This is a genomic window from Sporosarcina sp. P37 (assembly GCF_002109365.1).
Lineage (GTDB): Bacteria > Bacillota > Bacilli > Bacillales_A > Planococcaceae > Sporosarcina.
Map to the genome: position 1 here is coordinate 948,489 of NZ_CP015349.1, position 25,697 is coordinate 974,185.

Genomic DNA, 25,697 nt, shown 5'->3' on the forward strand with positions numbered 1-25,697 from the left:
AGATACCACATAACCTTTTCATAGCCATGAAATGCAGGTGAAAGTAGAATAGTATTCATGGATGACCGGTCGTCCTTCTACTAAAAGGAGGAAGATTCCATGAACGAAAAAACACGAGATGAAGTGGCCTTGTTTCGCTATGGGCTGATTGCCCCGCTTGTCAACCAGCAGGTGGAAGCAAAGAGTTATCTGCAAAGAATTGAAGAGAAAGTACATACCATTCCCTACTATGGAGAACGGAGAATTGCCGCAAAGACCGTACAGGAATGGCTGCGCCACTACCGGAGGGATGGCTTTGACGCATTGAAACCCAAAAAGCGTGCAGACAGAGGGATCTCACGCAGACTTTCAGCAGACGAACAAGATCATCTACTGGAAAAGCGAAAAAAATCTCTCCATATGCCAGTCAGCGTCTTCTACGAACAACTGATTGAACAGGGAGAGATCAACAAAAATGAAGTTTCTTATTCCACTATAAACCGATTAGTGAAAAAACACAACTTGACAGGGAAACATCGTGTCTCTATGAAAGAAAGAAAGCGATTTGCGCACGATCAAGTCAATGTATTATGGCAAGCTGATTTATCGCATGGTCCCTATCTTTCCGCCCAAGGAAAAAGCAGGAAGACGTTTCTGATTGCCTATATAGACGACTGTTCCAGGCTGGTGCCCTACGGGCAGTTTTTCACCTCGGAGAAGTTTGACGGGCTACGTGTCGTTACAAAGGAAGCGTTGATTCGGCGTGGTAAACCTGCCATTATCTATGCGGATAATGGAAAGATCTATCGATCGGAGACCCTCCAGTATGCCTGTGCACAACTTGGAATCACTCTCGCTCATACGCAGCCATACGATCCTCAAAGCAAGGGGAAAATTGAACGGTTTTTCAAGACGGTGCAGACTCGGTTCTATCCTCTTTTACAGTCTGACCCTGTAGAGACAGTGGACGAACTGAACATCCGCTTTTGGCACTGGTTGGAAACGGATTACCATCGTCGTGTCCATGCTTCATTGGATGGTCGTACACCGCATGAAGTTTTTCAATCGCAACTCGATCAGGTCGTGTTTTTGGAAGACCCTGAGATATTGGATCCTGTGTTTATGAAACGGGAGCAACGAAAAGTAAAAGTGGATAGTACCATTACGCTGGATAAGAAGCTCTATGAAGTTCCACAGCGTTTCATTGGGCAGTCGATTGATCTGCGGTTGGATGGCAAGGGTGTCTATATTTATGAAGAGGACCAGCGAGTAGGCGAAGCGATACCCGTCCATCTTCATGATAATGCGCATGTGAAGCGGTCACGATCTCCTTTTCAACCGACTCTAGAGGAGAAGGAGGATACACGTCATGTATAAATCCTTCTATTCATTGGCACGTGTGCCTTTCTCTAAAGATCTGACATCTACCGAAGCCTTTCCCTCTTCTGATTATCAAGGAGCGCTAGGCGCCCTTCAGTATTTACAAAAGACCAAAGGCATGGGACTGATTATTGGGGAGCCAGGGGTAGGGAAAACGTTTACCTTACGGTCTTTCAAGGAATCACTGAATCCTTCTCTGTATCATGTCGTCTATTTTCCTTTATCAACAGGCGGAGTGATGGATTTTTACCGCGGACTCGTCTACGGGCTGGGTGAGGAACCGAAGTTTCGGAAAGTGGATCTCTTTCGGCAAATCCAGCAAGGGATTGAGCGGATGGCGCACGAACGAAAAGTCACGCCGGTCTTTATTCTGGATGAAATGCATATGGCCAAGGACGCGTTTCTGCAAGATATTGCCCTCTTATTTAATTTTCAGATGGATTCACAAACGCCGTTCATCTTGGTTTTGGCCGGGTTACCGCACTTGAAAACCCGATTACAATTACAGCATAATCGTCCGCTCTCTCAGCGGCTCATCATGAAATATGAGATTCATTCCCTTCCGAAGGAAGAGGTCAAGCAGTACATCCATCACCACTTGACGGCAGCGGGTGCCCACCTGCCCATTTTTAATGAGAACGCGTTAGAAGCCATCGCTTTACATTCTCAGGGATGGCCTAGAGCTATCAATACGTTGACCATTAACAGCTTATTGTTCGGATCGCGATTACAAAAGGAACAGATTACGGAGGAAGAGGTACGGCTGGCCATTGAGGATGGTGGGTTTTCATGAAACGAGGTATTTTATTGTTTCACCAAGAGAGCGAAGAATGGAATATTTGGGTCGGTCACACGTGTTATTGGGTGTTCCCAGGTTGCCACCTCGACCTGAAGATCGACCAACAGTATCTTCCAGCTGTGCTCATGAAAGACGCGGAGTGGATTATCGCCCTCCTTGGTGTGGAATTTCATCTTCGTGAAGAACAAATCTATAAAGTTCGTGTGCAAGCATGCGATTATGTATCCGTCACTGAGGCCCCTTTTTGAGGGGCTTTTTTTAAGGAGTCTGCTGGATTATCATGAAAAGTTTTTTGCATATTGCCAATCAATGTGAAAAACTATGAAAAAGTTTCTCTTATCTTGGCTGAATTACTGTGAATATAGACTACTGGGTTAATGTGCTCGGTTACAGTACTCGTTAATGGCGGTATTGGTAAAGGTGGTAATTCATTTTCGTAAGCAAATGTCTTTTTTATAATAATTAGCCCCTTCATGATTCATTTCTAAGCAATTATCATTTTTTACGCTAAAAAGAAGATCGGATTTCCAATCTTCTTTTCGAGCAATTTATTTATGGTTGTCTTTTCATCCAATAAAATCGTTAGACCGAAATCAAATATCATTCGCGATATGCATTGATATTAATTGTAAACAGTTGGTTTGGCTATATCAAACATTATAACATTTTTATGTTCGGCGTATCTTTAAGTGTGGGGAAAACGATTTTTACTTTTATTAGGAAATGTAATTAAAGGTACCTGTGCGTCAAACTTTCATGATTGTTTAAACATTCACGTTTATTTCTCACACAGGTACCTTATTTTTCAAGTCGTACTAATGTTTTTTCAGGTATTTTAATCTGTTCAATGTCAAAGTTATTGATTCGAAGAGTTATCACGCCTTCTCGCTTTTCAGCTTCTTCACCTACCCAACAACTATACAGTTCAAAATAATCACCTTTTTCAAGGTAACTGTCCATAATTTCACATAGTGCGATTAGCTTCTCTTTTGATTCGGCAAGCATTTTTGGGCTCATATATTCCGAAATCTCGATTCCCCAGTCACTTGATACTTCATAAACAAAAGGAGTGGAAAATTGATATTTTTTCACATCTCGTTTGGTATATTTGTCTGAAAAACAGTCTCCGATAATCATTATATAATCTGACTCTTCATCGCTAAGAGGGATTTCCACATTACATCCAATATAGCTTGCTAAGCTCATATTCACTCTCTCCTTTTTGATCCTAATTAATCTTTACAAACTTGTTCCACTCAACTGCCCCTTTAGTTCAATAAGAAAAAAGCTCTACTCCTTCTTTAAGTAATGCGTTCTCCATTGCCCTTCTATAAGCATTTTTGCTTTTATCGCTTGGCATGATTCCATTGGGATGAACTTCAAGATTAACTTTGTGATTAATCAATGGCTCATTAAGTGACGTCAAAGATCTAATATAGAAATCTTTCCAGTCAAAACGACCATCATCGGGTGCGATTGCTTCGGTACCAACAATAGGTATTAAACCTTTATCCACTAACATTTCTGTTAAATAAATTTTATTATAATCATCGATTATTTTATTGAAGAGTGTAGATTTCCCAACACCACTAGGCCCAAAAACAAGTAAAATCTCATTTTTTTCAGCAACACTAATCTTATTTTTAAATTCTTGATATGCATTGATCAATTTAGGATGAGCAACAGTTAGTTTTTTAAAGTAATCTATTTTATCATTGGCTGATTTTAGAATCAGTTGTTTAGGAAATAGCTGTCCATCCATATCTAAAACTCCTCATAGGCGACGTATTTTTGGGCATCAAAATCTACCTGTTTTTTTGAAGAATTAATTTGAGTTTGAGTTTTTTTCACAATAGAAAGATGTTTTCCTTCTGGAATATGAACATTACCAACCTTTTCATTACTTTCTTCATTAGTAACTTTTGCCGATAATCTCGCTGCTTTATCCCTTAAATGTTGTATTTGGAGTACTTCTTTTAATTCCGCAGAATCAAGGAATTTTGCAATTATTGTTCCTGTAATTTCGATTGAATTTCCAGCATTCCTCATTCGTTTCCTAATTTCAATAGTAGCCATTTTTATCTCTTTTTCGGTACGATTTTCAAAGAGCATGAAATTTTCTGACCGAAGTTTAATCCAGTATTTATTTACATAGGCATATGCAATAGACATATCAAATGGATCATACCTTACATATACACTCTGTCCTTCCAGTTCCGGGTGATCAAGCATATCTCCCCAATAATAAATGTTATTAATACGGACTCCTCGTCCAGGTTGAATTTTTGCCTTTTGTTTTGATGTGGATGGCAAAGTCATTATTTCAAATAATTCATCATATCTAACAAAGGTATGTTCTCGCTTACCCGTTTTGTACAATCGATTTTCATAAAAATTGCGTGGAGAAGTACCCAATGTTGAATGTATTTGCTGATCATATATTTGATAACACCATTCATCCATCATTTCGTGTAATGAATCAAATGTCCAAATGGCATTATGTTTAGGATTGAATTTCTTAGTTACCACTCTAACTTTCTTCATTATTTGTGTATTCCCCAATAAATTATGGATAAATTCAGTGTTAGTTGTCCCAAACATTCTTTCACAAACAGAACCAAATTTAGGCTTTGCTCCTGGCCGCTGTGCTTTAGTTACGTTATATTTAGCTAACAATGTATCGAAATAAATACTATGAAATTCTTTACCGCCATCTACCACTAACATTTTGGGTAATCTTGAATTTCTCTTTACGCATTCCCTTAAAACCATCATACAAGATCGATAACTTGGAGGATCAAATGTTAAATAGAAAGCTAGTACTCTTCTGGAATAGGCATCAATCAATAAACTGAGCCAAGGCCTCCCCAAATTTTCAAGTGTCTCAGAACAAATTAATTCAATATCTAGTTCCGTATGGTCTAAATGACAAATCTGGTATGGAAAGTCGCCGTGTCTAGGAGTAGTTGTTTGTAGCTCGAAATAGAATTGTTCTGTATCATATGCAGCTTTCGGTCCTTTCCTTTTTTCAGTTTGAACATGAATAGGCCTCTTTTTTGATTCTTTCCAGAACGTAACGAAGCTAGGGGGAGTCCATCCTTTTTCTATACATTCTTGATAAAATCGCTTATAGATTGAATTAAGATTAGAACTGCGTGGATTTTCATATTTCTCCTTAATATATTTATCCATTAATTCGATAACTTTAGGAGAAAGCTTTCGTTCCCGATTGCCTTGATTATTTCTTTTGTTAATTAAACCTACATAACCATTTGTTTAGTGCAAAATAGAAGTACATAGTTTTGAAATGAAAAAGTACATAACATTGCAACGTAAGTTTCAATAAAAAAAGGCTTGCCAGCCTCTTCAAACTTCTCTACTGTATTGGTGTCGAATCAAAACCAGTGGAGGTTGAAAGGAATGCTGACAATGCCTGAAATTAATTGTATCAAACTAATGAGAAATCAGAAATCATTATCTATCAACAAGATATCTAAAACCTTAGGAATTAATTGGAGAACTGCTAAAAAGTATGCTGATGGTGATCTATTACCTAAAGAAGCAAAGAGAAAAAGATCGGGAATGATGTATAGAGAAAAATGGGGAGAAATTGTTGGAGATTGGCTTTGGGAAGATCAGAAGCTTAAAAGAAAAGATAGAAGAACTAATAAAGGAATTTTTAAGGCCTTGCAAGAGATGGGATTCGAGGGGTCCTATCGGACTGTTTCAAACTATATTCAAGAATGGCGTGAAGGAAGAGAAGACCTGGAGGATGAAACGAAAGACAAAAGCTATGAGAGACTCATCCATCCCCCTGCTGAGGCACAATTAGATTTCGGATTGATGCAAGCTGTGCAGGATGGAAAATACCGAGATGTTCATTGTTTGGTTATGACGCTTCCTTTTAGTAACAGTGCATTTGCCATCCCATTGCCAGCAGAAAATCAAGAGTGTCTTTTACACGGTATGAAACTTATCTTCGATCAACTTGGTGGTATTCCAAGAACAATCCGTATTGATAACATGAAAACTGCAGTGGTGAAACCAAGGAATAGAAATGAAGAGGCTGCTTTTACCCAAGAATTTTTACAGTTCGCCACTCATTATGGATTTGAACCACAAGCCTGTAATCCATATTCTGGTCACGAAAAAGGAAATGTAGAAAATAAGGTGGGATATGTTCGATATAACTTTATCACTCCGGCCCCTGTTATAGAGGACTTAGACCACTTGACAAAGCTACTGCAAGAGCAACTAACGACAGATCGACAACGTATTCACTATAAGAAGCAAGTTCCGTTACAAGAGTTACTGGAGGAGGAGCATCAATATCTTTTAGCATTACCTGAAGAAGAATATCCAGTATTCAAAGAGGAGAAAACAAAAGCGAATAAGTATGGAGAAATCACGTTAGATAAAACGAAGGTGTATGTTCCAAAAGGATATAATTACAGTCAATTATCCGTAGTGAAGTACTGGGATCGCTTTAAGGTGGTGTCTCCTCACGGAGAGCCGTTATATCAAGACAACCGACCCTATATGCATAAGAATCGCGAGATTCCTTGGCAATCCATCTTGAAAGCATGGTTGAGTAAACCACGGGCAGTAAGCTATTCACGTTATTCAGCTTATTTACCTGGTCGACTCTTTGAATATCTAAACATCTCTAATCTTTCGATTCGCAAAGAGCGTATTCAATGGATTATCGGGCTTTTAGCTACGTATGAAATGAATGAAATCAATAATCAATTCTACGAACTCTTAAGTGGTCAATCGGACGAGTTAAAAGAGCCAGATGCGCATCCCTATAACATTGATTGGAGCAAGTATGATCAGCTTCAGAGTGCTCCTCAGATTGAAGGTGAGGGGAAATGACCCAAGATTTACAGACCATGTGCAAAGCATTGCGCTTAGCGCACGTGCATGATGTTTATTCAGATATCCCATTTGAAAATTCTGCTCAATTTCTTGAAGCTTTATTAAAAAAAGAGCTGCAGTTACGGGAAGAAACGAAAGCCGAGAGATTGATTAAGAAAGCAAGATTTCTGCAAAAGAAGTCCCTTTCGGCATTTCAATGGAATGAACAGATTCATTTTCCCTCTCATATTGATTCGCAAGAATTATGTACGTTAAGTTTCATCAGGCGCAAAGAGAATGTCATTCTAACCGGTGCGCCCGGTACAGGAAAGACTCACTTAGCTACGGCCATTGGTTATGATGCGTGTAAAAGAGGGCTTGAAGTACGATTTTACCGGGTTTCAGATCTAGCAGAAGCATTGGAGAAATCCTGGCAGGAGGGAAAGTCAACGCAGTTTAGAGCGCGTTTTAAAAACGTAGACCTTATCATATTGGATGAAATGGGGTACATACCATTCAATAAGGAAGGGGCAGAACTCCTCTTTCAGCTGATTTCTGACTGGTACGAACAAAAAAGTTTAATCATCACATCAAACTTGGAATTTAGTCAGTGGAATCGCGTTTTTAGCGATTCTAGATTGACTGCAGCATTAGTAGATCGGGTGATACATCATGCCCATATATTGAATTTTACGGGAGATAGTTTTAGAGTAACAAACGCTTTATCACGTCAAAAATAATACTGAAATGAAGGCTGGCAAGCTTATGTATTTTACTTTGCATTCTTCTGCACTTTTATCTTGCAAAACACAACCATTTCCAAATTGACTTTCGGCATCTTTGTATTTCTTCACCCAATCTCTAAATGTTCTTGGACTAACCTTTAACTCTGCTAAGGAAATACCATTCCAATGGCTTTGCAAAACACTATATTTACGATTAGCCTCTTCCAAGCTTTTTGGCGAAGCACTAAGTATTATGTCTATAACTTCTTGGGAGGTGGTGGATTCATCATTAGAATCAATAAGGGGCTTTATTGTACCTTCTTGATATAGTTTTTCAAAAAGGGCATGAGGGATTTTAACTTCCCGTTCTCCATTCATGATCGAGATATTCGATTCATTTATACTTAAAATTGTACAAGGTTCTGCTGACCATAAAAGAGGTTGTAATGGGTAAATATTGAGGGTTGATATATCTAAGATATCTTTTACATTTGCGCTAGTCATATTGTAAAAAGCTTCCGCAGATTCTTTACTTTCATATAACGAGAACTTATCGAAATCAGTGATCAAAGCGGCCTTGATATCAGCATAAATCTCATTTTGTGCGAGTAGATGGTAAATATCATCTGCGTCAAAATCAAACTTCATATTAAGTAATCTTTCAAGATTTATACCTGGTTTTTCTGCAACCAAGTTAATAATAAGGTCTTTCCTTGTTTGAGAAACATCGATATTGTCACCAATTAGATAATCTTCCAAAAATCTAATATTCCTTTGAAGTGTCCAATCAATTTCATCAGAGGTACGAATTCGAAAAGATAATCCACACGCTTTTGCATACTCTTCAGCGGGAGGACATCGGAAAGCACCTGTTTCATCCATACTATATCTACTCGGATACTTTAGGATCAAGTTGGATAATTCCTTTGTGGTCTTCCATTCTTCATAACCTACCCAATTTTTTTCAATAACGAAAAAGTCAGGAGTGTAATAGTGGCCAATATTACGTCCTTTATTTTGATATCGTATTAGAAAAGTTTCTGGTTGGTCATAATACTCAATGACATTTGAATCGAATTCCTTTTCATAGATAGCTGCTAATTCAAGGGTTCGACTCTCAAACTGAATAGTTACGCCCATCTTTTGACTAGGATAAGAACCGGAAACATTTTTGGCACTTGATCTTACTTTTCGTGATGGTTCTGAACTTCTTATACTTTCTATTTTTCTTATTACCTCTTCCTGGAGATTCATTTCAAGAAACAGTTTCATTAATTCCTTTTTCAACATTATCCCTCCCAGCTTTCTTAGTTTATTATTGTGTGGTCAACGATGACTTTTTCTCTTTCCAATAGTCTTGGTACGTTTTTTCATGTAATTTCCCTTCACCGATAATTCGCTCAACTTTCCCACTACTTGGATAAGTACCCCGTTTCACTAATATATAGACCGCATTATCAATACTTTTTATCAAAGTTTTATTTTTACTTAGTTTATTTTCCTCTATGGCATCTAAATAGATTCTTTTTATTTGTTGGCATTCGTTTGGGTACATTTGTGTTAATAGCTTCCTATCACACTCCGTCAATTTTGCAATCTCACTTAATGAATATGGTTTCTTTTCTGCGATAATTAAATTAATGAATCTCTGGATTTTTTGGTGATCTTTTTTTGTTCTTTCAGAAATAACTATTCTTCGAGAGGGATCACCATTTAATGTTATTTTCGATTGCTCCATATTTATGAAATCAGCCAGACTAAGCTGAAGTTTCGATGTAATGTTTATCAGAGCACTTAATGGAGCGAGATTAGCCCCTTCCTTCCATCCCCATAAAGTCGACTTGGAATAACCAAGGAATTCAGCGGCTTGAGTTAAAGAACCATCAAAATAACTTTCTAAATAAAAGGATATTGAGCTTGAAACATGATGATTTCCAATTGATAGGTTGATCAATTCAAAGAAAAAAGCTCTCATTGAATCATTGGTCTCATTATTGTAAGTCACATCTTTGTTTTCCTTAAAATTGCCTAGCCAGTAAAAACATTTTGTGCAGTAACCTGGTATACTCTTTCTTTCTAGTGTAAACATGCTAGACCCACAGTATGGACATACACTCTCTAGAATCCTGTTGTGAATAATACAATTGCGAAAGGGTTGAAGAGCCCAACTTAGTCTTTCATACACAATCTGTTTACTTTCCAAATCAGCTTGAAAACAGGAAGGACACCAATGTCTAATACTTTTTAGGAACCCCCTAAATGGTACTAATTCTCGGCAATTAACAAGAGTAGTTTCCCCAATATCTTTTCTCTTTGTTAAAAACGTGAATGCTTCAATGAAATCTTCTGCAATTATTCCATGGCCGTTAATGGCAGATGCAGATTTATAAAAACCATTTCCACCATTGATCACAATATTATTGATGTATTTTTTGTCTAATATCGGTGTTATTAAATTAGCCATAATATCACCGACAGTTACACAGTGAGCATCCGCCACTCTAGATATATAGCTTGTAAGGGACTCAACTTCAATTGAGCCAAGACCGATCGGTTCTATAGAATATAAACAACTTCTTTGCATTTTTTTGACACCCCTATTTTTAATTTGTTTATTTACAGTCCAAATAAACTATAAAAATAGAATTGTCTACTACTCTTTCTTTTATGCATGTAAGACCAAATTCTTTCAAACAATCTTTCTATTATATTTTTGATAATAAACTAAGAGAGCCGGAAAATTGTCAGCTCTCCTCATCAGCGAAAATCATCTTTACCAATAAGAAAATAGTTTTGAATAGTCACGTTGCTTTCTTGGTCAAAGCAATATTAATCAAATTAAAAAATATATTGGTTTACTTCACCACAGCTTTTAGTAACGAATAAAAGAGCTAAACCACGGGGATTTAGCTCTTTTAATTCTATATTCGTTTTCCTCAAGCTTTCATTTAGCTGAAAGTTCCTCTTCTGTTACCCACTTGTGGTTAGTTACTTCTTTACCACCGGTTGTCGGAGTATAATCGATCATGTATACAGTAGTTTTTTCATCTGAATCAATTTCGGCTACTGCACCTTTCATCCCTTTCATATGGTCTGCCTCAACTGTGACCTCAGTACCTGGCTCCAGCGTTTTATCATCTGTGTCCTTAATTTCCTCTTGGATAACCCATTTATGGTTCTCCACTCTTTCACCGCCAGTTACCGGGGTATATGAAATGGCGTAGGCTGTAGTATCATATGCCCCCACAATTGTTGCGACTGCGCCTTTCATTCCTTTCATATGATCAGTTTCAATGATTGCTTCACTTCCGACTTCAAAGGTTGGATTTTCAGCCACCTTTAAATTTGCAGGAACTTCACCTGAACCCGAATGATTCATTTCCATTTCCATATCTTCATGTTTCGGTTCATTATTAACGTCTGTGTTGTTCTCATTGGTCGTTTTATTTCCACATCCACTTAAACCAATAACCACAGCCAGACCTAGAAAAAATAAATGCTTCTTCATTTGTCTAATACACCTCTGATTTCCTTAAATTAGTTAAGAATGAAGCTATCCCAAGAAACCGTTAAAATTTCTCAGGATAGCTCCTTCGTTAAAGTTTTTGTAACGTTTACGCCACCGCTTTACGGCACGCTTCGGCACATTTGCGGCAAGCTTCGGCACAGCGTTTGCAGTGATCCACTTCATGCTTAGCACACTCTTCCGCGCAACGGTCGCAGACCTCTGCACAAAGCTCTAAAATCTGTTTAGTGAATGGACTATTACGCGTTATCGCCTGCGCAGCGAATGCACACACATCTGCACACTCCCGGTCCAACCGAATACATTCAGCCATCATCTTAACGTCTTCTTCTTTCAGGCATGCATCGTAACAAGTATTGCATTCCTCCAGGCATTCTAGAATCACCTTAAGGGTTTCTGCGGAATTCATATTCATGGACTCACCTCCTGATTTCTCGTTCGGTGTAATTTTTCCCGGAAGGCGTTAATTTAAACAGGAAACTGGCATCTCCTTAAAAAATCCTTATTTCTTATTATGAATTTCAATCAAATCATTTCCCATACCAATAATATTCACTTAGTCCTTCTGCAAGCGCATCAACACTTCGATGAAGTTCTGCAACTGTATTATCGACTCCGCCAATTTCTACAATAATAGAATTCGGAGAAAGGTCTTGATTATAAACTCCATTCCCTTGGCTTTTATCCTTTTTCAATATACCTTTTGACAGTCCTGGATATTGCGTGGAAATAATATTATTAACTCCCTCAGCAAAAGAAAGATTCTGAGTGAAATCTTCATGCCCTGTCCCAACAACAAACAAAAGCTGTGCATAGTCTTCTCCATTCAACTTTACGGTTGTGGAATCCTTCCGTAAGGAATCCCGATGTAAGTCCAAGAAAATGTCTAGATCAGCATTTTCGTTGCGTGCTTTCCTAACAATATCCCCCGAAAGCTCATAAGAACTGTTATAATCTAATCCCCGTAAACTTAGTTCCTGAACAATATCAGTTGGATTTACTTTCGTTCCTACACCTTTTCTTTCCAATGCTTTCCCTAGCATTTGACCAACTAATATCATATTGGCCTTTGAGTGATACGCTTCTTCCGGTTTGTTTGCACCTTTTAGTAACGGTAAAAAGGATTCGCGGTTATGGGTGTGATATATATACACGACATCTCGCCCAAATGTCGAATTTATGGCGTCTTTTGTAAAGCTTTTGGGCGATTTCATATTTGCAAAGATAGCATCAAGATCTTTGAATGCAAGTTCCCTATCTTTTAAAAGATCCTTCATGTTAGGTTTGAACTCATCTCTACCTGGTTGTTGCTCTATGCTCTTCATGACTTTTTTATCTGATGTACTATTTGTAGAAGCGTTCGACTCTGTAAGTGAATTCGTACTACCAGAATGGCTGTCTAACATTTCCGTTCCAAAATCCGAAAACGAAGACTCTTCTCTAGGTACAGAATTCTTTTCATTGTTTCTATCATTCCGATAATTGAAAGCAAGCAAGGAAACGATCAGTAGCCAAATAAGGAATAATATAATTGCAAAATATAAAAGGATAGCTAACAAAGACTTTTTCTTTTTCTCTGAATACCGCTTGATTTTGGGAAACATTATGTGACCTACCTTTAGAAAGAATGAATATTTTTCCTATGATGAATTCTAAAACAGCCAGTGTGAACGACTCACACTGGCTGTTACAGACTTTCACACGCAATTGATTTGAATGATGTTTATTCGACTTTTACTTGTCCCATCATTCCGTTGTCTTCATGTTCAAGAATATGACAATGGAACATATACACACCCTTATGCTTAAACTGTATCGCTATTTTAACCGTCTCATCGGGTGCTACTGAAATACTGTCCTTCCATCCACGTTCATTTTCCGGCGGTGCTTCTCCATTCCTGGAAATTATTTTAAATTGTGCTCCGTGAATGTGGAACGGATGAATCATGCCACCCATCATATCCGGTTTATTGTAAATTTCCCACACTTCCGTAACCCCTTGCTGTTGTGTAAAGTCAATTCTTTCCGGATCAAATTTCTTTCCATTTATCCTTACCATATTCATCATTCCAAAGAGTTCTATCTTCTTTGTGACTGGCAAGTTCATTTCTTCGTCTGTCAAAGTAAAATCATTCATTTCCCCTGGAATTCTACTGACCGTACCGCTTTGGTCAGAAACCTCAAAAGGTAAAAGGACTGCCCCTTCCTCATCTATTAATGCCAATTCATCTGTCGTATTAACCTGTGAGAAATCAACAATAATTTCTGCTCTCTCGGAAGGGGTCAAAGTCACCTCATTTAAAGTAACCGGTTCATTCAACAAGCCACCATCCGTTGCAATTTGAACAAAGGGATCCCCAGTATTCAATTTAAATGTGAAATTCCTAGCATTGGATCCATTTAATAAACGAAGACGCACTTTCTCTTTGTTTACAGTCAACTTCGGATTCAGCGTCCCGTTGATTAATAGTGTATCGCCGATTGTACCGTCTTCATTCTTTGCAATGCTGTAATTCAATTGTTTCTTATCATCAAATTTCCGATCTTGCAATATCAAAGGAATATCATTCTCACCATAAACACTTGGCAATCCAAGGCTTTTCGAATTATCATCTTCAATATAAATCAAACCAGCAAGTCCATTGTATACCTGTTCCGATGTTTTTCCGTGAGGGTGAGGATGAAACCATAAAGTTGCTGCCTCTTGCGACACTACAAATTCAATCACTTTTTCTTCTCCCGGCTTTAGCGCATCATGCGGTCCACCATCCACATCCGCAGCTACCTCCAGCCCGTGCCAGTGAAAAGTGGTCTCTTCGTCAAGCTCATTTATTGTTCTAATTTTAACTTTGTCGCCTTTCTCGAAGCGGAGCATCGGACCTAAAAACGATCCGTTATATCCATACGTTTCCGTTTCTGTCTCATCGAATATTTCAGTCTTTCCTTTTTGTGCCCGAACCGTATACACGACATCTTCCTCAGCATCCTGTTCAAGCATAGTAGGGATTTTCAATTCATTTTCCCCCGTTGAGTCATTTAACATGATTACCTCGTCATGACTCATATGCCCTTCCATCATATCAGCCATAGTGGAATGGTCCATTTCCTCCATCTCATGATTCATTGCCGAATGATCCATTTCCTTTTCAGTCTGGGCATTATTACTACAACCACTGATTATCAATATACTAATTGCCGATGCGGCAACTTTTATTTTCAGACCCATCATTTATTTCCCCTTTCTTTCTTTCTTTATTTATTACTTTTTTCAGCATAACAGGAAGATATGAAAAAAATATGCACGCGGTGGTTGTGTCTAAAAATCGTCATAATTCATGCATGAAAATTGCAAATGGACGAAAAGGTTTAAGGAAGAATTAAATAAAATAAAGACACCCATCTCTTCTACAAGATGGGTGCCATTAATTAAAATGCTTTTATCTTCCGGAAATCACACTATATACTGCAGCTGAAAATTCTGCGCGTGTCGCTTCTTTCCCGATACTAAACTTTTTTGTTTGAAACACTGTGGTCTGATCCAATATTTTTAAAGCATGAATTGACTCGGAGGCCCAGTGACTTGCTGGTACATCGTCATATTCGGATGGGGCTTGCACTTCCCCATCCATTTGACTTTGAAGGTCAAACGCACGGTCAACAATTGCGGCAAGATGTGCACGTGTAAGCTTGTCGTTTAAACCAAATTCTCCAGTTTCATACCCTTGAAGGATTCCTGCTTCATTCAGTGCCGCGATGTCCGCTGCAAAATGATGATCTATTGCAACATCCTTGAATGTCACTTGTGTTGATGCTTCTAAGTTAAGCTCACGATTTATCATTGCTGCTGCTTGTCCACGTGTAATTGACTTTTCAGGTTTGAATGTGGAATCTTCGTACCCCTTTATGACACCGATCTCGTTTAATGCAATGATTGCCTCATACGCAGGATGCTCAACGGATAGATCTTTAAATACTTCGCTCATCTGTTCAGCTGACTTTACCTGAAGTGGGTCAAAAGCTACTTTTGTAGTTGCAATACGTTTTGCACCGGCATACTTAGGTGCCCAATAAGGATCTGTTTTCAAATCTGCTTTAAGAACTCCACGGCTCTTGGCTGAGATAAATTCATTATTCCCTAAATAGATTCCTGTATGGGAAATTCCTTTTTTATAGGTATTAGCAAAAAACACAAGATCACCAGGCATCAGATTTTCCTTACTTACTGAAGTACCGACTCTGAACTGATCTGCAGATGTTCTTGGCAAACTAATGTTAAATTCGTTAAAGACATAGCGTATATACCCAGAACAGTCAAAACCGGACGGAGTAGTACCTCCAAATTTATATGGCGTACTATAAAACTTTTCAGCATAAGATGCAATCTCATCTGAATTTGCCGCGCTTACCTTATTTAAAATCGTAAATTGTATCGTGCCCATAAGAAACATAGCCATTACTAATTTCAAAACACGTATTTTCATTTTCCACCCCAACTGTTCGATTATCTATCTATTTATTTTGCTTTATTTCTAGGTTAACTTTAACATAATAAATATGAATTCCGCTTTACAGTAACATGACATTCATATTACTAATCTTAGGATTTTTTAAGGATTTAAAATGCAGAAATATGGGGGAGATTCATTGAACTTCTTTCCATAAAAAAACGCCTAGATTTATATTCATCTAAGCGTTTTGGTCATATAGTTTTATTGGTAGCTGCTAATTTAGATTCTCAATAAGTTCATTTATCATCTTTTCATCCATGGGTCCAAGTATCTTTTGACTAATTACCCCATCCGTGCCAATTATATACGTGGTCGGAATCGTTATGATATTGTACACATCCATTACTTGCCCATCAACATCCAGTGGGATAGGAAAAGTTAGTCCATACTCTTTGACAAACTTCTCAATACCTTTCTCCCCTGCTATCTCTTCCGACGTCATATTAACTGCAATGATTTCAACATTTTCAGCTTTTTTATTTTTATTATAATAATTTTGCATATGCGGCATCTCCACCTTACAAGGCCCACACCATGACGCCCAGAAATTAAGAATAATTTTTTTCCCTTTATAATCCCTCAGCTTTACAATTTCACCGGAAAGCGATTGAAGTTCGAAATTCGGTGCTACATTACCTATTTCAAGTCCTTCTTCTTGTTCAACTGCAACAGTACCAATCAGCTCGGCTGCTTCTATATTTGAATTGACCATTTTAACAATTGATGTAATGATTATTAATGCCGTTATTATTATACCTGCTTTCCATTTCTTCATATTCATCCTCCGAACAAATTTTTCAAACAAGCAAGGTAAGGAATTAGCTAACAATAAATTGACCAATCATTCCCACTTCTTTATGCCCTGGAATAGTACAATAAAATTCATAAATACCTGCTTCGGTTATCGTAAATGAAAGTGTCTCAGTATTTTCAGGCAGAGCATGTAGATGTATCAATCCTTTACTTTCTCCATGATTATGTTTTGATTGGGTGATCATGTTAAATGAAGAAGTCCGAATTTCAATATCATGTTCGATATTATCCAGATTTTTAAGTGTCAATGTGACGAGTTTATCTTTCTCAACAATGATTTTATTTCTTGAGTACTTCATATCTGCAGTTTCCAATACGATTGTTTGACCTTTATTATGAGCACTTTCTATTGTTTTACTCGGCAATTCTTTTTGACCTTCGAATCGCTCAGCAATTGAATTACTACCCATCACCGTAAGAAATGTAAAAGTTGCCAGCGTCAATGGCTTTAAAATCCATTTTTTCGATTTTACTTTTGATCCTTTTGGTGTTTTTAAAATAGGAATAACAAATAGAGTACTGAAAGATAGAAGTAAGAAAATTTGAATGAGACTGATCGACTGGTCCACACGAATCATCTCACCCACCATCGCCCCCATCATTCCACCCATTAACCCAGCCATAAATCCCTCTAATACTGAAAGCATCCCAAAACAAAGTCCACATAATGAGCCCGCCAAAACACCAATAGTTATGGAGAAGATTGTTGAAAGGAATAGGTCGCCTTGATAAGTTACACCAAGTAGAACTCCCGCAGTCAAACCTACATTCATGCCATAGAACATTGAAATGATCATTCCACGCATGATCCCTATTGTTTTTTTCAAATTTACAGCCCATATAACGACTATGAATGTTAACAAACCGAGAGAACCTAATACAAAAAAATGATAATAACCCATTGATCCTCCACCTTCATTGTAAAGTTATGGTTGTTTATATATTATTACAAAGGCAATATACCTTATAAGGGTATGTTCCAAAACTAATCTAAATGAATGCAGTTGGAATTCTAAATCGCGTGTGAAATGGAGATCAATGCATAATCCTTGCACATTTAATGGGTATAATGAACACATACTGAAAATTGACAAGAGAAAGGAGGTAATGATGTGTCAAACCATTCACATCATCACCACGAATCGGAAAAAGATTCTTCATCGGGGCTACATCATGATCATGATGCTCACCATTCCCATGAGGAACATCATTCTCACGGGGAACACAGCTCCCATGGAGGGCATCACGATCACCACGCACATATGGTAGAAGATTTCAAAAGGCGCTTCTATATTTCGCTCATTGTAACAATCCCTATATTAATTTTGTCGCCAATGATTCAAATGTTTTTAAATGTCGACTGGCGTTTTACAGGGGATATGTATATTCTTTTTGCATTATCCTCTTTTGTATTCTTTTATGGAGGTTGGCCATTTCTTGTTGGAGCAAAGGATGAGATAAAAAGTAGAAACCCTGGAATGATGACATTAATTACTTTGGCCATTACGGTTGCCTATGTTTATAGTACAGCAGCGGTTTTCGGCTTTGCAGAAAATGACTTCTTCTGGGAATTAGCTACCCTCGTCGATATTATGCTCTTGGGACATTGGATTGAAATGCGTTCTGTCATGGGGGCTTCAAAGGCATTGGAAGAGTTAGCAAAACTGATGCCTTCAGAAGCACACCTGATCGATGCCGATGGAAATAGTAAAGAGGTTGATGTAACGGAATTGAAACAAGGGGACCATGTACTCGTCAAGCCTGGTGAGAAGGTACCGGTTGATGGAATGATACTGGAAGGTAAATCGACTATTGATGAGTCGATGCTTACGGGTGAATCGGTTCCAGTGGAAAAAGAAGCTGGATTAGAGGCGATTGGTGGATCGATTAATGGGGAAGGATCCTTAGTGATCTCAGTCATGAAAACCGGCAGTGAGACGTATCTTTCACAAGTAATCACCTTAGTTAAGGAAGCACAAGAATCAAAATCGCGCGCACAGGACCTTGCCAACCGTGCTGCGAAGTGGTTGTTTTACGGTGCACTCGCTGCTGGACTGATTACGTTCATTATTTGGATTTCACTAGGTTATTCCGTTTCATTTGCCATGGAAAGAATGGTGACGGTTTTAATCATCGCTTGTCCGCATGCTTTAGGGTTGGCAGCTCCGTTGGTTGTAGCAGTTTCAACATCAATCGCAGCTAAAAATGGACTTCTCATCCGAAATCGGGCCGCTTTTGAAGGCGCCCGAAACATTGAAGCCATCGTCTTCGATAAAACTGGCACACTAACGAAAGGTGAATTCGGTGTAACCAACATGTACACATTTGGGGACTTCGGTGAAGAAGATGTCATTTCCTATGCATCAGCAGTCGAAGCTCAATCCCAACACCCTCTGGCGAAAGGTGTCACTAGGAAAGCAGATGAGATGGGCATCCCTCTTCAACGAGTGGAGAATTTCCAATCACTGACCGGAAAAGGGCTCGAAGGAACAGTAAATGGAAAACAGGTTATGATCGTCAGTCCTGGTTATGTAAGAGAGTTGAACCTTAAATTCGATAAAGCCCAATTTGATCAGTGGTCTTCGGAAGGAAAAACAGTGGTATTCACGCTGATTGACAAAAAACTTGCCGGTATGATTGCACTTGCGGATATCGTCCGCGAAACTGCTATAGACGCAGTCAATCAGTTAAAAGAAATGAATATAAAATCAATCATGCTTACAGGTGATAATGAAAAGGTAGCGCATTATGTAGGTGCGCAACTCGGAATGGAGGAGATTTTTGCTGAAGTCCTTCCACACCAGAAATCCGAAAAGATAGAGCATATCCAAAAAGTTGAAGGTCTTCGAACTGCGATGACTGGAGATGGCGTAAATGACGCACCCGCTCTTGCCAAAGCAGATCTAGGCATTGCTGTTGGCGCGGGTACAGATGTAGCCATAGAAACCGCCGATGTTGTTCTTGTGAAAAGCAATCCACTTGATGTTGTAAATATTATCAAGCTTTCAAGGGCTACCTACCGTAAGATGACTCAAAACTTGTGGTGGGCTGCAGGATATAATATCGCTGCAATCCCGTTAGCAGCAGGTATTCTCTATCCTATCGGCATTGTCCTAAGCCCGGCAGTTGGTGCAATCTTGATGTCACTTAGCACAGTAATCGTGGCAATCAATGCCCGTTTGTTAAAAATCTAATTCGAACAAATATAATATGATATGATTATAAAATTTTACACAATTAAAATTGTGTATAGTCCATTTAGTGAATCCCCTAAAAATACAGTTTATAATTAATTCGAAAGGGAATCCTTAAAACAGTATATATTTGTTCGAAGGAGATAGGTATATGTTTGATTATACTGTTGAAACATCAAAAAATATGGAAGAAGCTGTTACAGCCGTAGAAGAAAGATTAAAAGAGGAAAATTTCGGTGTCCTGTGGAAACTTGATTTAACTGCAAAGTTACAGGAAAAAGGAGCGGATTTTGATACACCATATACCGTACTGGAAGTGTGTAATCCTAAGGAAGCACAACGCGTGCTTTATGAGAATTTACTTGTCGGATATTTTCTACCATGTAAGATTGTCATCTATGAAGACAATGGAACAACGAAAATTGGTTTACCGAAACCAACGTCTTTAATTCAAATGATCCAGAATGAAGAGATCCAAGTAATGGCTGAAGATATAGAACGACGGCTCATTTCATCTATTGATAAGGCAATTTAAATAAAAAAGATGTCACATACGAAAAATCGTATGTGGCATCTTTTATGATTTCAACTGTATAAGCATTGCAACATGTCATGCGTACGAATGCAGTCCTGCGATAATCAAGTTAACCGCAATTAAATTGAACATGATGATGACGAAACCGATAACCGCAAGCCATGCGGATTTCTCGCCTTCCCACCCACGTGATAGCCGAAGATGTAGATAGGCTGCATAGAATAACCATGTAATGAGCGCCCATACTTCTTTCGGATCCCATCCCCAAAATCTGGACCATGCTTCATGTGCCCATATCATTGCGAAAACAAGGGCACCAAGGGTAAATACAGGGAATCCGATGAGGACGGATCTGTAACCAATTTCGTCCATCACTTGGGAGTTCGCCTTTTGGGCGAATGGCTGAAATAATGCTGCAATCGGACGACGCAAAATAAGTCTCAGCAATAAATAAAGGACTATGCCTGTTCCAGCAGACCAAACGAACGTCGTAAGCGTCTTTGCATTAACGATTGAAGGCATTTCAGCCAGTGGCATTATCTTGTCCGGAGTAAGTGATTCATACTCATTCATCCCGAATAATGGCGGATAATTATAAACTATTTCAGCTGACTGTTCATTTTTATTAATATAGGTGAACTTTGCTTCATACCCCATAATCGCAAAGGTCGAAGATGACAAGATGAATCCCACAACAAGCATAAGAGTGAACATCACTGATTCCAACCAAAAACGTCGCTTGGATCTTTTCGTCAGGTCGATGTTTTTCAATAGAAATACAAGACCTGCAACTGCACTAATTGCGAGTATTGCCTCTCCAATTGCAGCTGTTATTACATGAATCGTCAACCAGTAGGTTTGCAACGCTGGTATTAATGGGGCGAGCTCCCTCGGGAACATACTTGCATACCCAATCATCACAACAGCTAGCGGCATTGCAAACAGGCCAAGTGAAGGAGTTCGGTAAAGGAAAAACAGCAAGATGAACGCACCAACAACCATCATTGCAAATGCAGTGATGAATTCAAACATATTACTGACGGGTGCATGAGCGGAAGCGATCCATCGTGTGATAAAATAACCAAGATGAGTCATAAATCCAATTATCGTAATACCGATTGCAATTCTACCCCATCCATTATTTTCATATGACTCTTGTGTTTTTGCCCCTTTTACCGCTCCACCAAAGAACAGTGTTGCCACAAGATATGCGATAAATGAAATGAACAGTAAGCTACCACTTAAAGAAGCTAATTGCATTAGTACTTGTCCCCTTTCATCCCTTGCGAATCTAATCCGGAGTCTTGCCTATCTTCATATTGAGGCAAGTCAGCGTAGATTCTCACTTTATCAAGCTCCTTTTTCAAGCCGAACCAGTTTTTATTCGTATGTCCTGCAACGAGAAGTAGATTTCCTTCGCCCTTTTGAATCCATATTCTCCGATGGTTCCAATAGGAGCCTTGTGCAACTCCAACCATGAAAATAATACCCCCTAGGAGCAATATATAAAGAGTTTTGTCCTTCCGTACAACAAGTCCTGTGATGTCGCGTGTTTCCGCGCTGACAAAATTCACTTTATAATCATTCACTTCCGTCTCAAGTGTCTGACGGATAGCGACAAAACTGACTTCACCTTTCGGCTTTGTTGAGGTTACCATCTTAAATATAAATGCCGGGTTATTAGGAATCGGTGATTTAGTCACCGGTTCTCCGTCTTCAATCCCGCCATAGTCCGGATAGAATTCTTTCAGTTCAACCGTTGCACCTTCGTTTAGTTCATATAATCTTTCGGGATTGAGAAGATCCACTGTAAATTCACCAAATGACTTATCCGTTTCCTTTTCAGTCAATTTGAATGTCATCGATTTTAATTCACCAAGACGGTAATCCATTTGATATACGTTGAATCCATCAAAGCTCAGCGGCTTATTGACAATGATGGAATAGTCTTTCACAAACTCCATCTGATCTGACTGACCTGGAAGACCCCCTTCCGTGTCTTTATACAAGGTGACATCTGATTGGTAATTTTTCACGATTGTCCCGACTCGATCTATCGCCTGACCGAAAGTAGCGTCTTCTTCCTTTGAATAAGTCTCTATTATGAACTGGTTGTTCTTTAAGTAGTATCCTGGTGCACCTGGAATGGCACGCGTTTCTTCTTCACGCAACCAAACTGTTTCATCGACATAAAAACCAGGCAGAGTTCGTAATAGAACAGCGAATAGAAAGATGATCAATCCTGTATGATTGACATAAGGACCCCATCTGGAAAACCGGCCTTTCTCTGCCAGTAGCGCTCCATCTTCTGTCTTCACGTTGTAACGTAGCTCTTTAAGCTTCTCCTCTGTCTTTGCAAGTGAGCTATCGGAATCAGCTACTGTTCCTTCAGCATAGATCCTTTGTTTCTTCAAAAACGAAGTATGCCGTTTCGTGCGTTGCTTTTTTAATGATTTATAGAGTGGAATAACCCGATCAATACTCGCAATGATGATGGAAGTACCAAGCATCCCAATCAGAATGATGAACCACCAGCTATTGTACATATCGTAAAATCCAAGCTTGTAATAAAGGGTTCCTGCAAAACCATAATGCTTTTCGTAATATGCTAAGATATCTGTCTCAGTAGTTGCCGGAACAAAAAACTTCTGCGGAAAAATCGTACCTATTGCCGATGTTACAAGGACGGCAATAATGATATTTATTCCTACCTTTACACTAGAAAAGAAATTCCATATTTTATCGACAATCGACCGTTTATATGTTTGTGATCTTCTTGCCGACCCTTCATATCGCATGTCAATAAGACTACTTTTCTTCGCTTCTTCTGTCTGAGGGCGTCCGCACTGCTCACAAAGAACCGTGCCAAAAGGGTTTTCATGTCCACATTGGCATTTGATTTTACTCATTTATCATATACTCCTTAATAGCATTTAATTTACTGTTAAAACCCCATGAAATCTCCAAAGAATGGACTTAGCCACGTAATAATGAATGTCAATCCATCAAAGAACAGTAGAATCCCAAGTGCAATCATGATGTATCCGCCAACTTTGGTAATTGTTCGGCTGTATTTTTGAATCCATTTAACACGGGTAATGAAAATGGAAAGCAGGAAAAACGGAATCGCGAATCCAAGAACATAGGCAATCATATACCAGATGCCTGAACCTGGATTTTGAGAGGCAAGCATGAAAACGGCACCTGTTATTGGACCTGTACAAGGAGTCCACCCTGCTGCAAACGCTAACCCGATAAGAAATGTGCCAAAATAGCCTGCCGGACGATTTTTAAAATGAAGCTTTTTCTCCTTCATTAGGAATTCCGGTGTAAAAAGACCGATAATCATCAAACCGAAAATAATGATAAAAATAGAACCAATTTGCCGAAGCAAATCCTGGTACTGAATAAAGAATGTACCGACCCAAGAAGAGCTAAATCCGAGGAATATGAAAATTACGGAAAAACCAATTAGGAACAAAATCGTGTGTATCATACCGTTTTTCCTTATTATTAATTTATCTGATTTCATTTCATCCAGTGACATGCCTGTAATATAAGAAATGAAAGCCGGATAAAGTGGTAAAGTACAAGGTGATATAAAGTTAAGAAGACCCGCTCCAAATGCTAGAAACAAATTCAGATCAGTGAACATATACGAACACTCCTTATAGAAAAAAGCAATTTGCTAGATCATTCGTTACATCCCCCAATAAGCCAACGTATCAAATAATCCGATCAACACAAGCAGCAATCCTGCTGATCGTTGAATGGCACGGCCGATTTTCATACTCTTCCTCATAATTCGGCGGTCTGTTTCAAAAAGCCATATAATCAGGAATAAAAGGATAAGGGGAAACGATGTTGCAATTCCAAAGACAGCGGGGAGTACGAGACCATAAGTGGTTGAGGAAACGAGTGGCATGAGCCAAACAAAAAACAAAACAAACATTGTCGGACAAAATGCAAGTGAAAAACTCGCACCTAACAAAAAGGAGCCGAGCTTCCCTTCTCGCATTCGGACCGGTATATGTATACTCAGACGCTGAAAAACTTTCAGTTTTAATACTCCCAATAATATAAGACCGGTAAAAACGATTAGAGGACCGATCGCTTTACGGAAAAGCGGGAAGTATTCCGTCATCTTGGATTCAAATGTTTGACCGAACCCCCATGCTAACAGCCCAAATGCGCTGAAAACGACAACCTTTCCAGCAATAAAAGCAAATATTTCGAGCCAATCTGTCTTGAATTGAACCGTACGATTGCCATATAGAGTGATGGCGCTCATATTCCCTGTCAATTGACAGGGTGCAACAGCGCCAACCACTCCTAACAGTAATGCAACCATAAGTGGAAAATCTGCGTACGAATGAATAAGGCCCGTAACAGGTTCTGTAATAAGATTACTGATTTTTGACAAAAATCCATACACTGGAAATCACCAACCCTACATTAATTTAATAACTCTCCATTTTTAGCAAGGGTTTCCCATTTTACTCCTTCGTCTATTGTTCTATAAATGTCATTCGTAAATGTAGCAATTACTATCTCCTCTTGATCATCTGGATTAACCGCAATAAATACGATTGGCGTGATTTCGTTTGGAAGCGGAATTTCCACTTCATTATTTCCTTCGTAATCAAAAGAGTTCAGCTTGACAATTTCATTCACATAACTGGCATACAGTCCACCTGTTTCAGTCAACATTACATATGTAACCGTTCCCCACTCATTTATAGGAGCAAAGCTTTCACCATAGTCACGCGAAAGAAATAATCCATCTTTACTACCGATTGCAATCAATTCTTCGCGTGAAGGATGTGCTGCTAAATTCGAGATGAACTCGGAATCGAAACCATTCATTAAAGCTTCCTCCCATGATTCTCCCTCATCGAGTGAATAATGAAGGCCCGCAGGCATTTCTTTTGTCGGCATTTCATTCAATGCATAGATGGCATTTGATTCATATCCGACTGCCATATAGTGAAAATCAATTTCACCGTAAAACGCCAATTTCTCAAAACTCGCACCATGATCTGTACTTTTCACAAGTCCAAGTGGATTTTTAAGTTTTGAATTTGGTTCCGGATGTCCGCTTGAAAAGAAACCTTCACGTACTGCTTGGAAACCCATATAATCATGCTTTTCACTATTCGCTTCTTTCCAACCATCTTCACCATAGGCATAGAGCCCTTCATGTGTTGAAATGACCACTTCAGGAACTCCATTTATATAGCCTAGACCATGTAGATGATCAATTTTACTGTTTTTCAATTCCTCAAACGCGAAGGTATCATCCTTAGTCGCATTGCATGCAGACAAAAGCGTAATCATGCCCGCAATGCCAATATATTCCGCTATTTTTTTCATCATTTTCA

The 25,697-nt window shown here is 38.8% G+C and carries 24 protein-coding genes; 7 read left to right on the forward strand and 17 right to left on the reverse strand.

The window, feature by feature from the left end; translation table 11 throughout:
- The first annotated feature begins 99 nt into the window (after positions 1 to 99).
- From SporoP37_RS05005 to SporoP37_RS05015, 3 genes are read left to right on the forward strand one after another with little or no spacing between them, the layout of a single operon-like run.
- The gene (locus tag SporoP37_RS05005) at positions 100 to 1,356 is read left to right on the forward strand and encodes a DDE-type integrase/transposase/recombinase (RefSeq protein WP_085430168.1); all 1,257 of its coding nucleotides are present in this window, start codon (positions 100 to 102) and stop codon (positions 1,354 to 1,356) included.
- Positions 1,349 to 2,152, forward strand: coding sequence for an ExeA family protein (locus SporoP37_RS05010; RefSeq protein WP_085430169.1), 804 nt, complete (start codon positions 1,349 to 1,351; stop codon positions 2,150 to 2,152). The genes SporoP37_RS05005 and SporoP37_RS05010 overlap by 8 nt, the downstream gene beginning before the upstream one ends.
- Positions 2,149 to 2,406 (forward strand): hypothetical protein, encoded by a 258-nt coding sequence (locus tag SporoP37_RS05015; protein ID WP_085430170.1) that lies wholly within the window; start codon positions 2,149 to 2,151, stop codon positions 2,404 to 2,406. Before SporoP37_RS05010 ends, SporoP37_RS05015 begins: the two co-directional genes overlap by 4 nt.
- Positions 2,407 to 2,956: 550 nt before the next feature.
- On the opposite strand, the gene SporoP37_RS05020 is transcribed toward SporoP37_RS05015, so the two are convergent.
- The 3 genes from SporoP37_RS05020 to SporoP37_RS05030 form a co-directional block, all read right to left on the reverse strand.
- Entirely contained in the window at positions 2,957 to 3,364 is a 408-nt protein-coding gene (locus tag SporoP37_RS05020; protein WP_085430412.1) for a hypothetical protein, read from the reverse strand.
- 67 nt (positions 3,365 to 3,431) lie between these two features.
- Positions 3,432 to 3,920 (reverse strand): P-loop NTPase family protein, encoded by a 489-nt coding sequence (locus SporoP37_RS05025; protein WP_085430413.1) that lies wholly within the window; start codon positions 3,918 to 3,920, stop codon positions 3,432 to 3,434.
- Positions 3,921 to 3,922: 2 nt separating this feature from the next.
- Positions 3,923 to 5,350, reverse strand: a complete 1,428-nt coding sequence (locus SporoP37_RS05030) for a Mu transposase C-terminal domain-containing protein (protein ID WP_232329811.1) — start codon at positions 5,348 to 5,350, stop codon at positions 3,923 to 3,925.
- Positions 5,351 to 5,614: 264 nt separating this feature from the next.
- On the opposite strand from SporoP37_RS05030, the gene istA reads away from it, so the two are divergent.
- Together istA and istB are read left to right on the forward strand one after the other, a co-directional pair.
- Positions 5,615 to 7,033, forward strand: coding sequence for an IS21 family transposase (gene istA / locus SporoP37_RS05035; RefSeq protein WP_335696860.1), 1,419 nt, complete (start codon positions 5,615 to 5,617; stop codon positions 7,031 to 7,033).
- Positions 7,030 to 7,755, forward strand: coding sequence for an IS21-like element helper ATPase IstB (gene istB, locus SporoP37_RS05040; protein WP_085430033.1), 726 nt, complete (start codon positions 7,030 to 7,032; stop codon positions 7,753 to 7,755). Before istA ends, istB begins: the two co-directional genes overlap by 4 nt.
- On the opposite strand, the gene SporoP37_RS05045 is transcribed toward istB, so the two are convergent.
- From SporoP37_RS05045 to SporoP37_RS05085, 9 genes are all read right to left on the reverse strand, one after another.
- Positions 7,741 to 9,027: a heteromeric transposase endonuclease subunit TnsA gene (locus tag SporoP37_RS05045; protein ID WP_232329812.1), complete on the reverse strand. Its 1,287-nt coding sequence runs from the start codon at positions 9,025 to 9,027 to the stop codon at positions 7,741 to 7,743. The two genes, istB and SporoP37_RS05045, sit on opposite strands and share 15 nt — an antisense overlap.
- Before the next feature lie 28 nt (positions 9,028 to 9,055).
- Positions 9,056 to 10,324: a TniQ family protein gene (locus SporoP37_RS05050; RefSeq protein ID WP_085430414.1), complete on the reverse strand. Its 1,269-nt coding sequence runs from the start codon at positions 10,322 to 10,324 to the stop codon at positions 9,056 to 9,058.
- Between the two features lie 360 nt (positions 10,325 to 10,684).
- Entirely contained in the window at positions 10,685 to 11,248 is a 564-nt protein-coding gene (locus SporoP37_RS05055; RefSeq protein WP_085430415.1) for a YdhK family protein, read from the reverse strand.
- A gap of 106 nt (positions 11,249 to 11,354) precedes the next feature.
- Positions 11,355 to 11,681, reverse strand: a complete 327-nt coding sequence (locus SporoP37_RS05060; RefSeq protein WP_085430416.1) for a four-helix bundle copper-binding protein — start codon at positions 11,679 to 11,681, stop codon at positions 11,355 to 11,357.
- 115 nt (positions 11,682 to 11,796) lie between these two features.
- A complete protein-coding gene (locus tag SporoP37_RS05065) occupies positions 11,797 to 12,870 on the reverse strand; it encodes a stage II sporulation protein P (RefSeq protein WP_085430417.1) in 1,074 nt (357 codons plus the stop codon).
- Positions 12,871 to 12,989: 119 nt separating this feature from the next.
- A complete protein-coding gene (locus tag SporoP37_RS05070) occupies positions 12,990 to 14,492 on the reverse strand; it encodes a multicopper oxidase domain-containing protein (RefSeq protein WP_085430418.1) in 1,503 nt (500 codons plus the stop codon).
- A 211-nt stretch (positions 14,493 to 14,703) separates the two neighbouring features.
- On the reverse strand, positions 14,704 to 15,747 hold the full coding sequence (locus SporoP37_RS05075) for a C40 family peptidase (protein ID WP_085430419.1): 1,044 nt from the start codon (positions 15,745 to 15,747) through the stop codon (positions 14,704 to 14,706).
- Between the two features lie 241 nt (positions 15,748 to 15,988).
- Complete coding sequence (locus SporoP37_RS05080; protein WP_085430420.1) at positions 15,989 to 16,549, reverse strand: redoxin domain-containing protein; 561 nt, start codon at positions 16,547 to 16,549, stop codon at positions 15,989 to 15,991.
- Positions 16,550 to 16,592: 43 nt separating this feature from the next.
- The gene (locus SporoP37_RS05085) at positions 16,593 to 17,489 is read right to left on the reverse strand and encodes a plastocyanin/azurin family copper-binding protein (RefSeq protein ID WP_085430421.1); all 897 of its coding nucleotides are present in this window, start codon (positions 17,487 to 17,489) and stop codon (positions 16,593 to 16,595) included.
- A 210-nt stretch (positions 17,490 to 17,699) separates the two neighbouring features.
- Between SporoP37_RS05085 and SporoP37_RS05090 the strand changes: the two genes are divergently transcribed.
- Together SporoP37_RS05090 and SporoP37_RS05095 are read left to right on the forward strand one after the other, a co-directional pair.
- Entirely contained in the window at positions 17,700 to 19,781 is a 2,082-nt protein-coding gene (locus SporoP37_RS05090) for a heavy metal translocating P-type ATPase (protein WP_085430422.1), read from the forward strand.
- Between the two features lie 151 nt (positions 19,782 to 19,932).
- Positions 19,933 to 20,316, forward strand: coding sequence for a DUF302 domain-containing protein (locus SporoP37_RS05095; RefSeq protein WP_085430423.1), 384 nt, complete (start codon positions 19,933 to 19,935; stop codon positions 20,314 to 20,316).
- Positions 20,317 to 20,391: 75 nt separating this feature from the next.
- On the opposite strand, the gene ccsB is transcribed toward SporoP37_RS05095, so the two are convergent.
- Genes ccsB through SporoP37_RS05120 form a run of 5 tightly spaced genes read right to left on the reverse strand, consistent with a single transcriptional unit; the run spans position 20,392 to position 25,689 of the window.
- Positions 20,392 to 21,576, reverse strand: a complete 1,185-nt coding sequence (gene ccsB / locus SporoP37_RS05100; RefSeq protein WP_085430424.1) for a c-type cytochrome biogenesis protein CcsB — start codon at positions 21,574 to 21,576, stop codon at positions 20,392 to 20,394.
- On the reverse strand, positions 21,576 to 23,225 hold the full coding sequence (resB, locus tag SporoP37_RS05105) for a cytochrome c biogenesis protein ResB (protein WP_085430425.1): 1,650 nt from the start codon (positions 23,223 to 23,225) through the stop codon (positions 21,576 to 21,578). The genes ccsB and resB overlap by 1 nt, the downstream gene beginning before the upstream one ends.
- Positions 23,226 to 23,260: 35 nt before the next feature.
- Positions 23,261 to 23,971 carry a cytochrome c biogenesis CcdA family protein gene (locus SporoP37_RS05110; protein WP_085430426.1) on the reverse strand — a complete coding sequence of 237 codons (711 nt, stop codon included), beginning with the start codon at positions 23,969 to 23,971 and terminating at the stop codon, positions 23,261 to 23,263.
- A gap of 45 nt (positions 23,972 to 24,016) precedes the next feature.
- Entirely contained in the window at positions 24,017 to 24,751 is a 735-nt protein-coding gene (locus SporoP37_RS05115; protein WP_085430427.1) for an urease accessory protein UreH domain-containing protein, read from the reverse strand.
- A 20-nt stretch (positions 24,752 to 24,771) separates the two neighbouring features.
- Positions 24,772 to 25,689: a F510_1955 family glycosylhydrolase gene (locus SporoP37_RS05120; RefSeq protein WP_085430428.1), complete on the reverse strand. Its 918-nt coding sequence runs from the start codon at positions 25,687 to 25,689 to the stop codon at positions 24,772 to 24,774.
- Between the last annotated feature and the right edge of the window lie 8 nt (positions 25,690 to 25,697).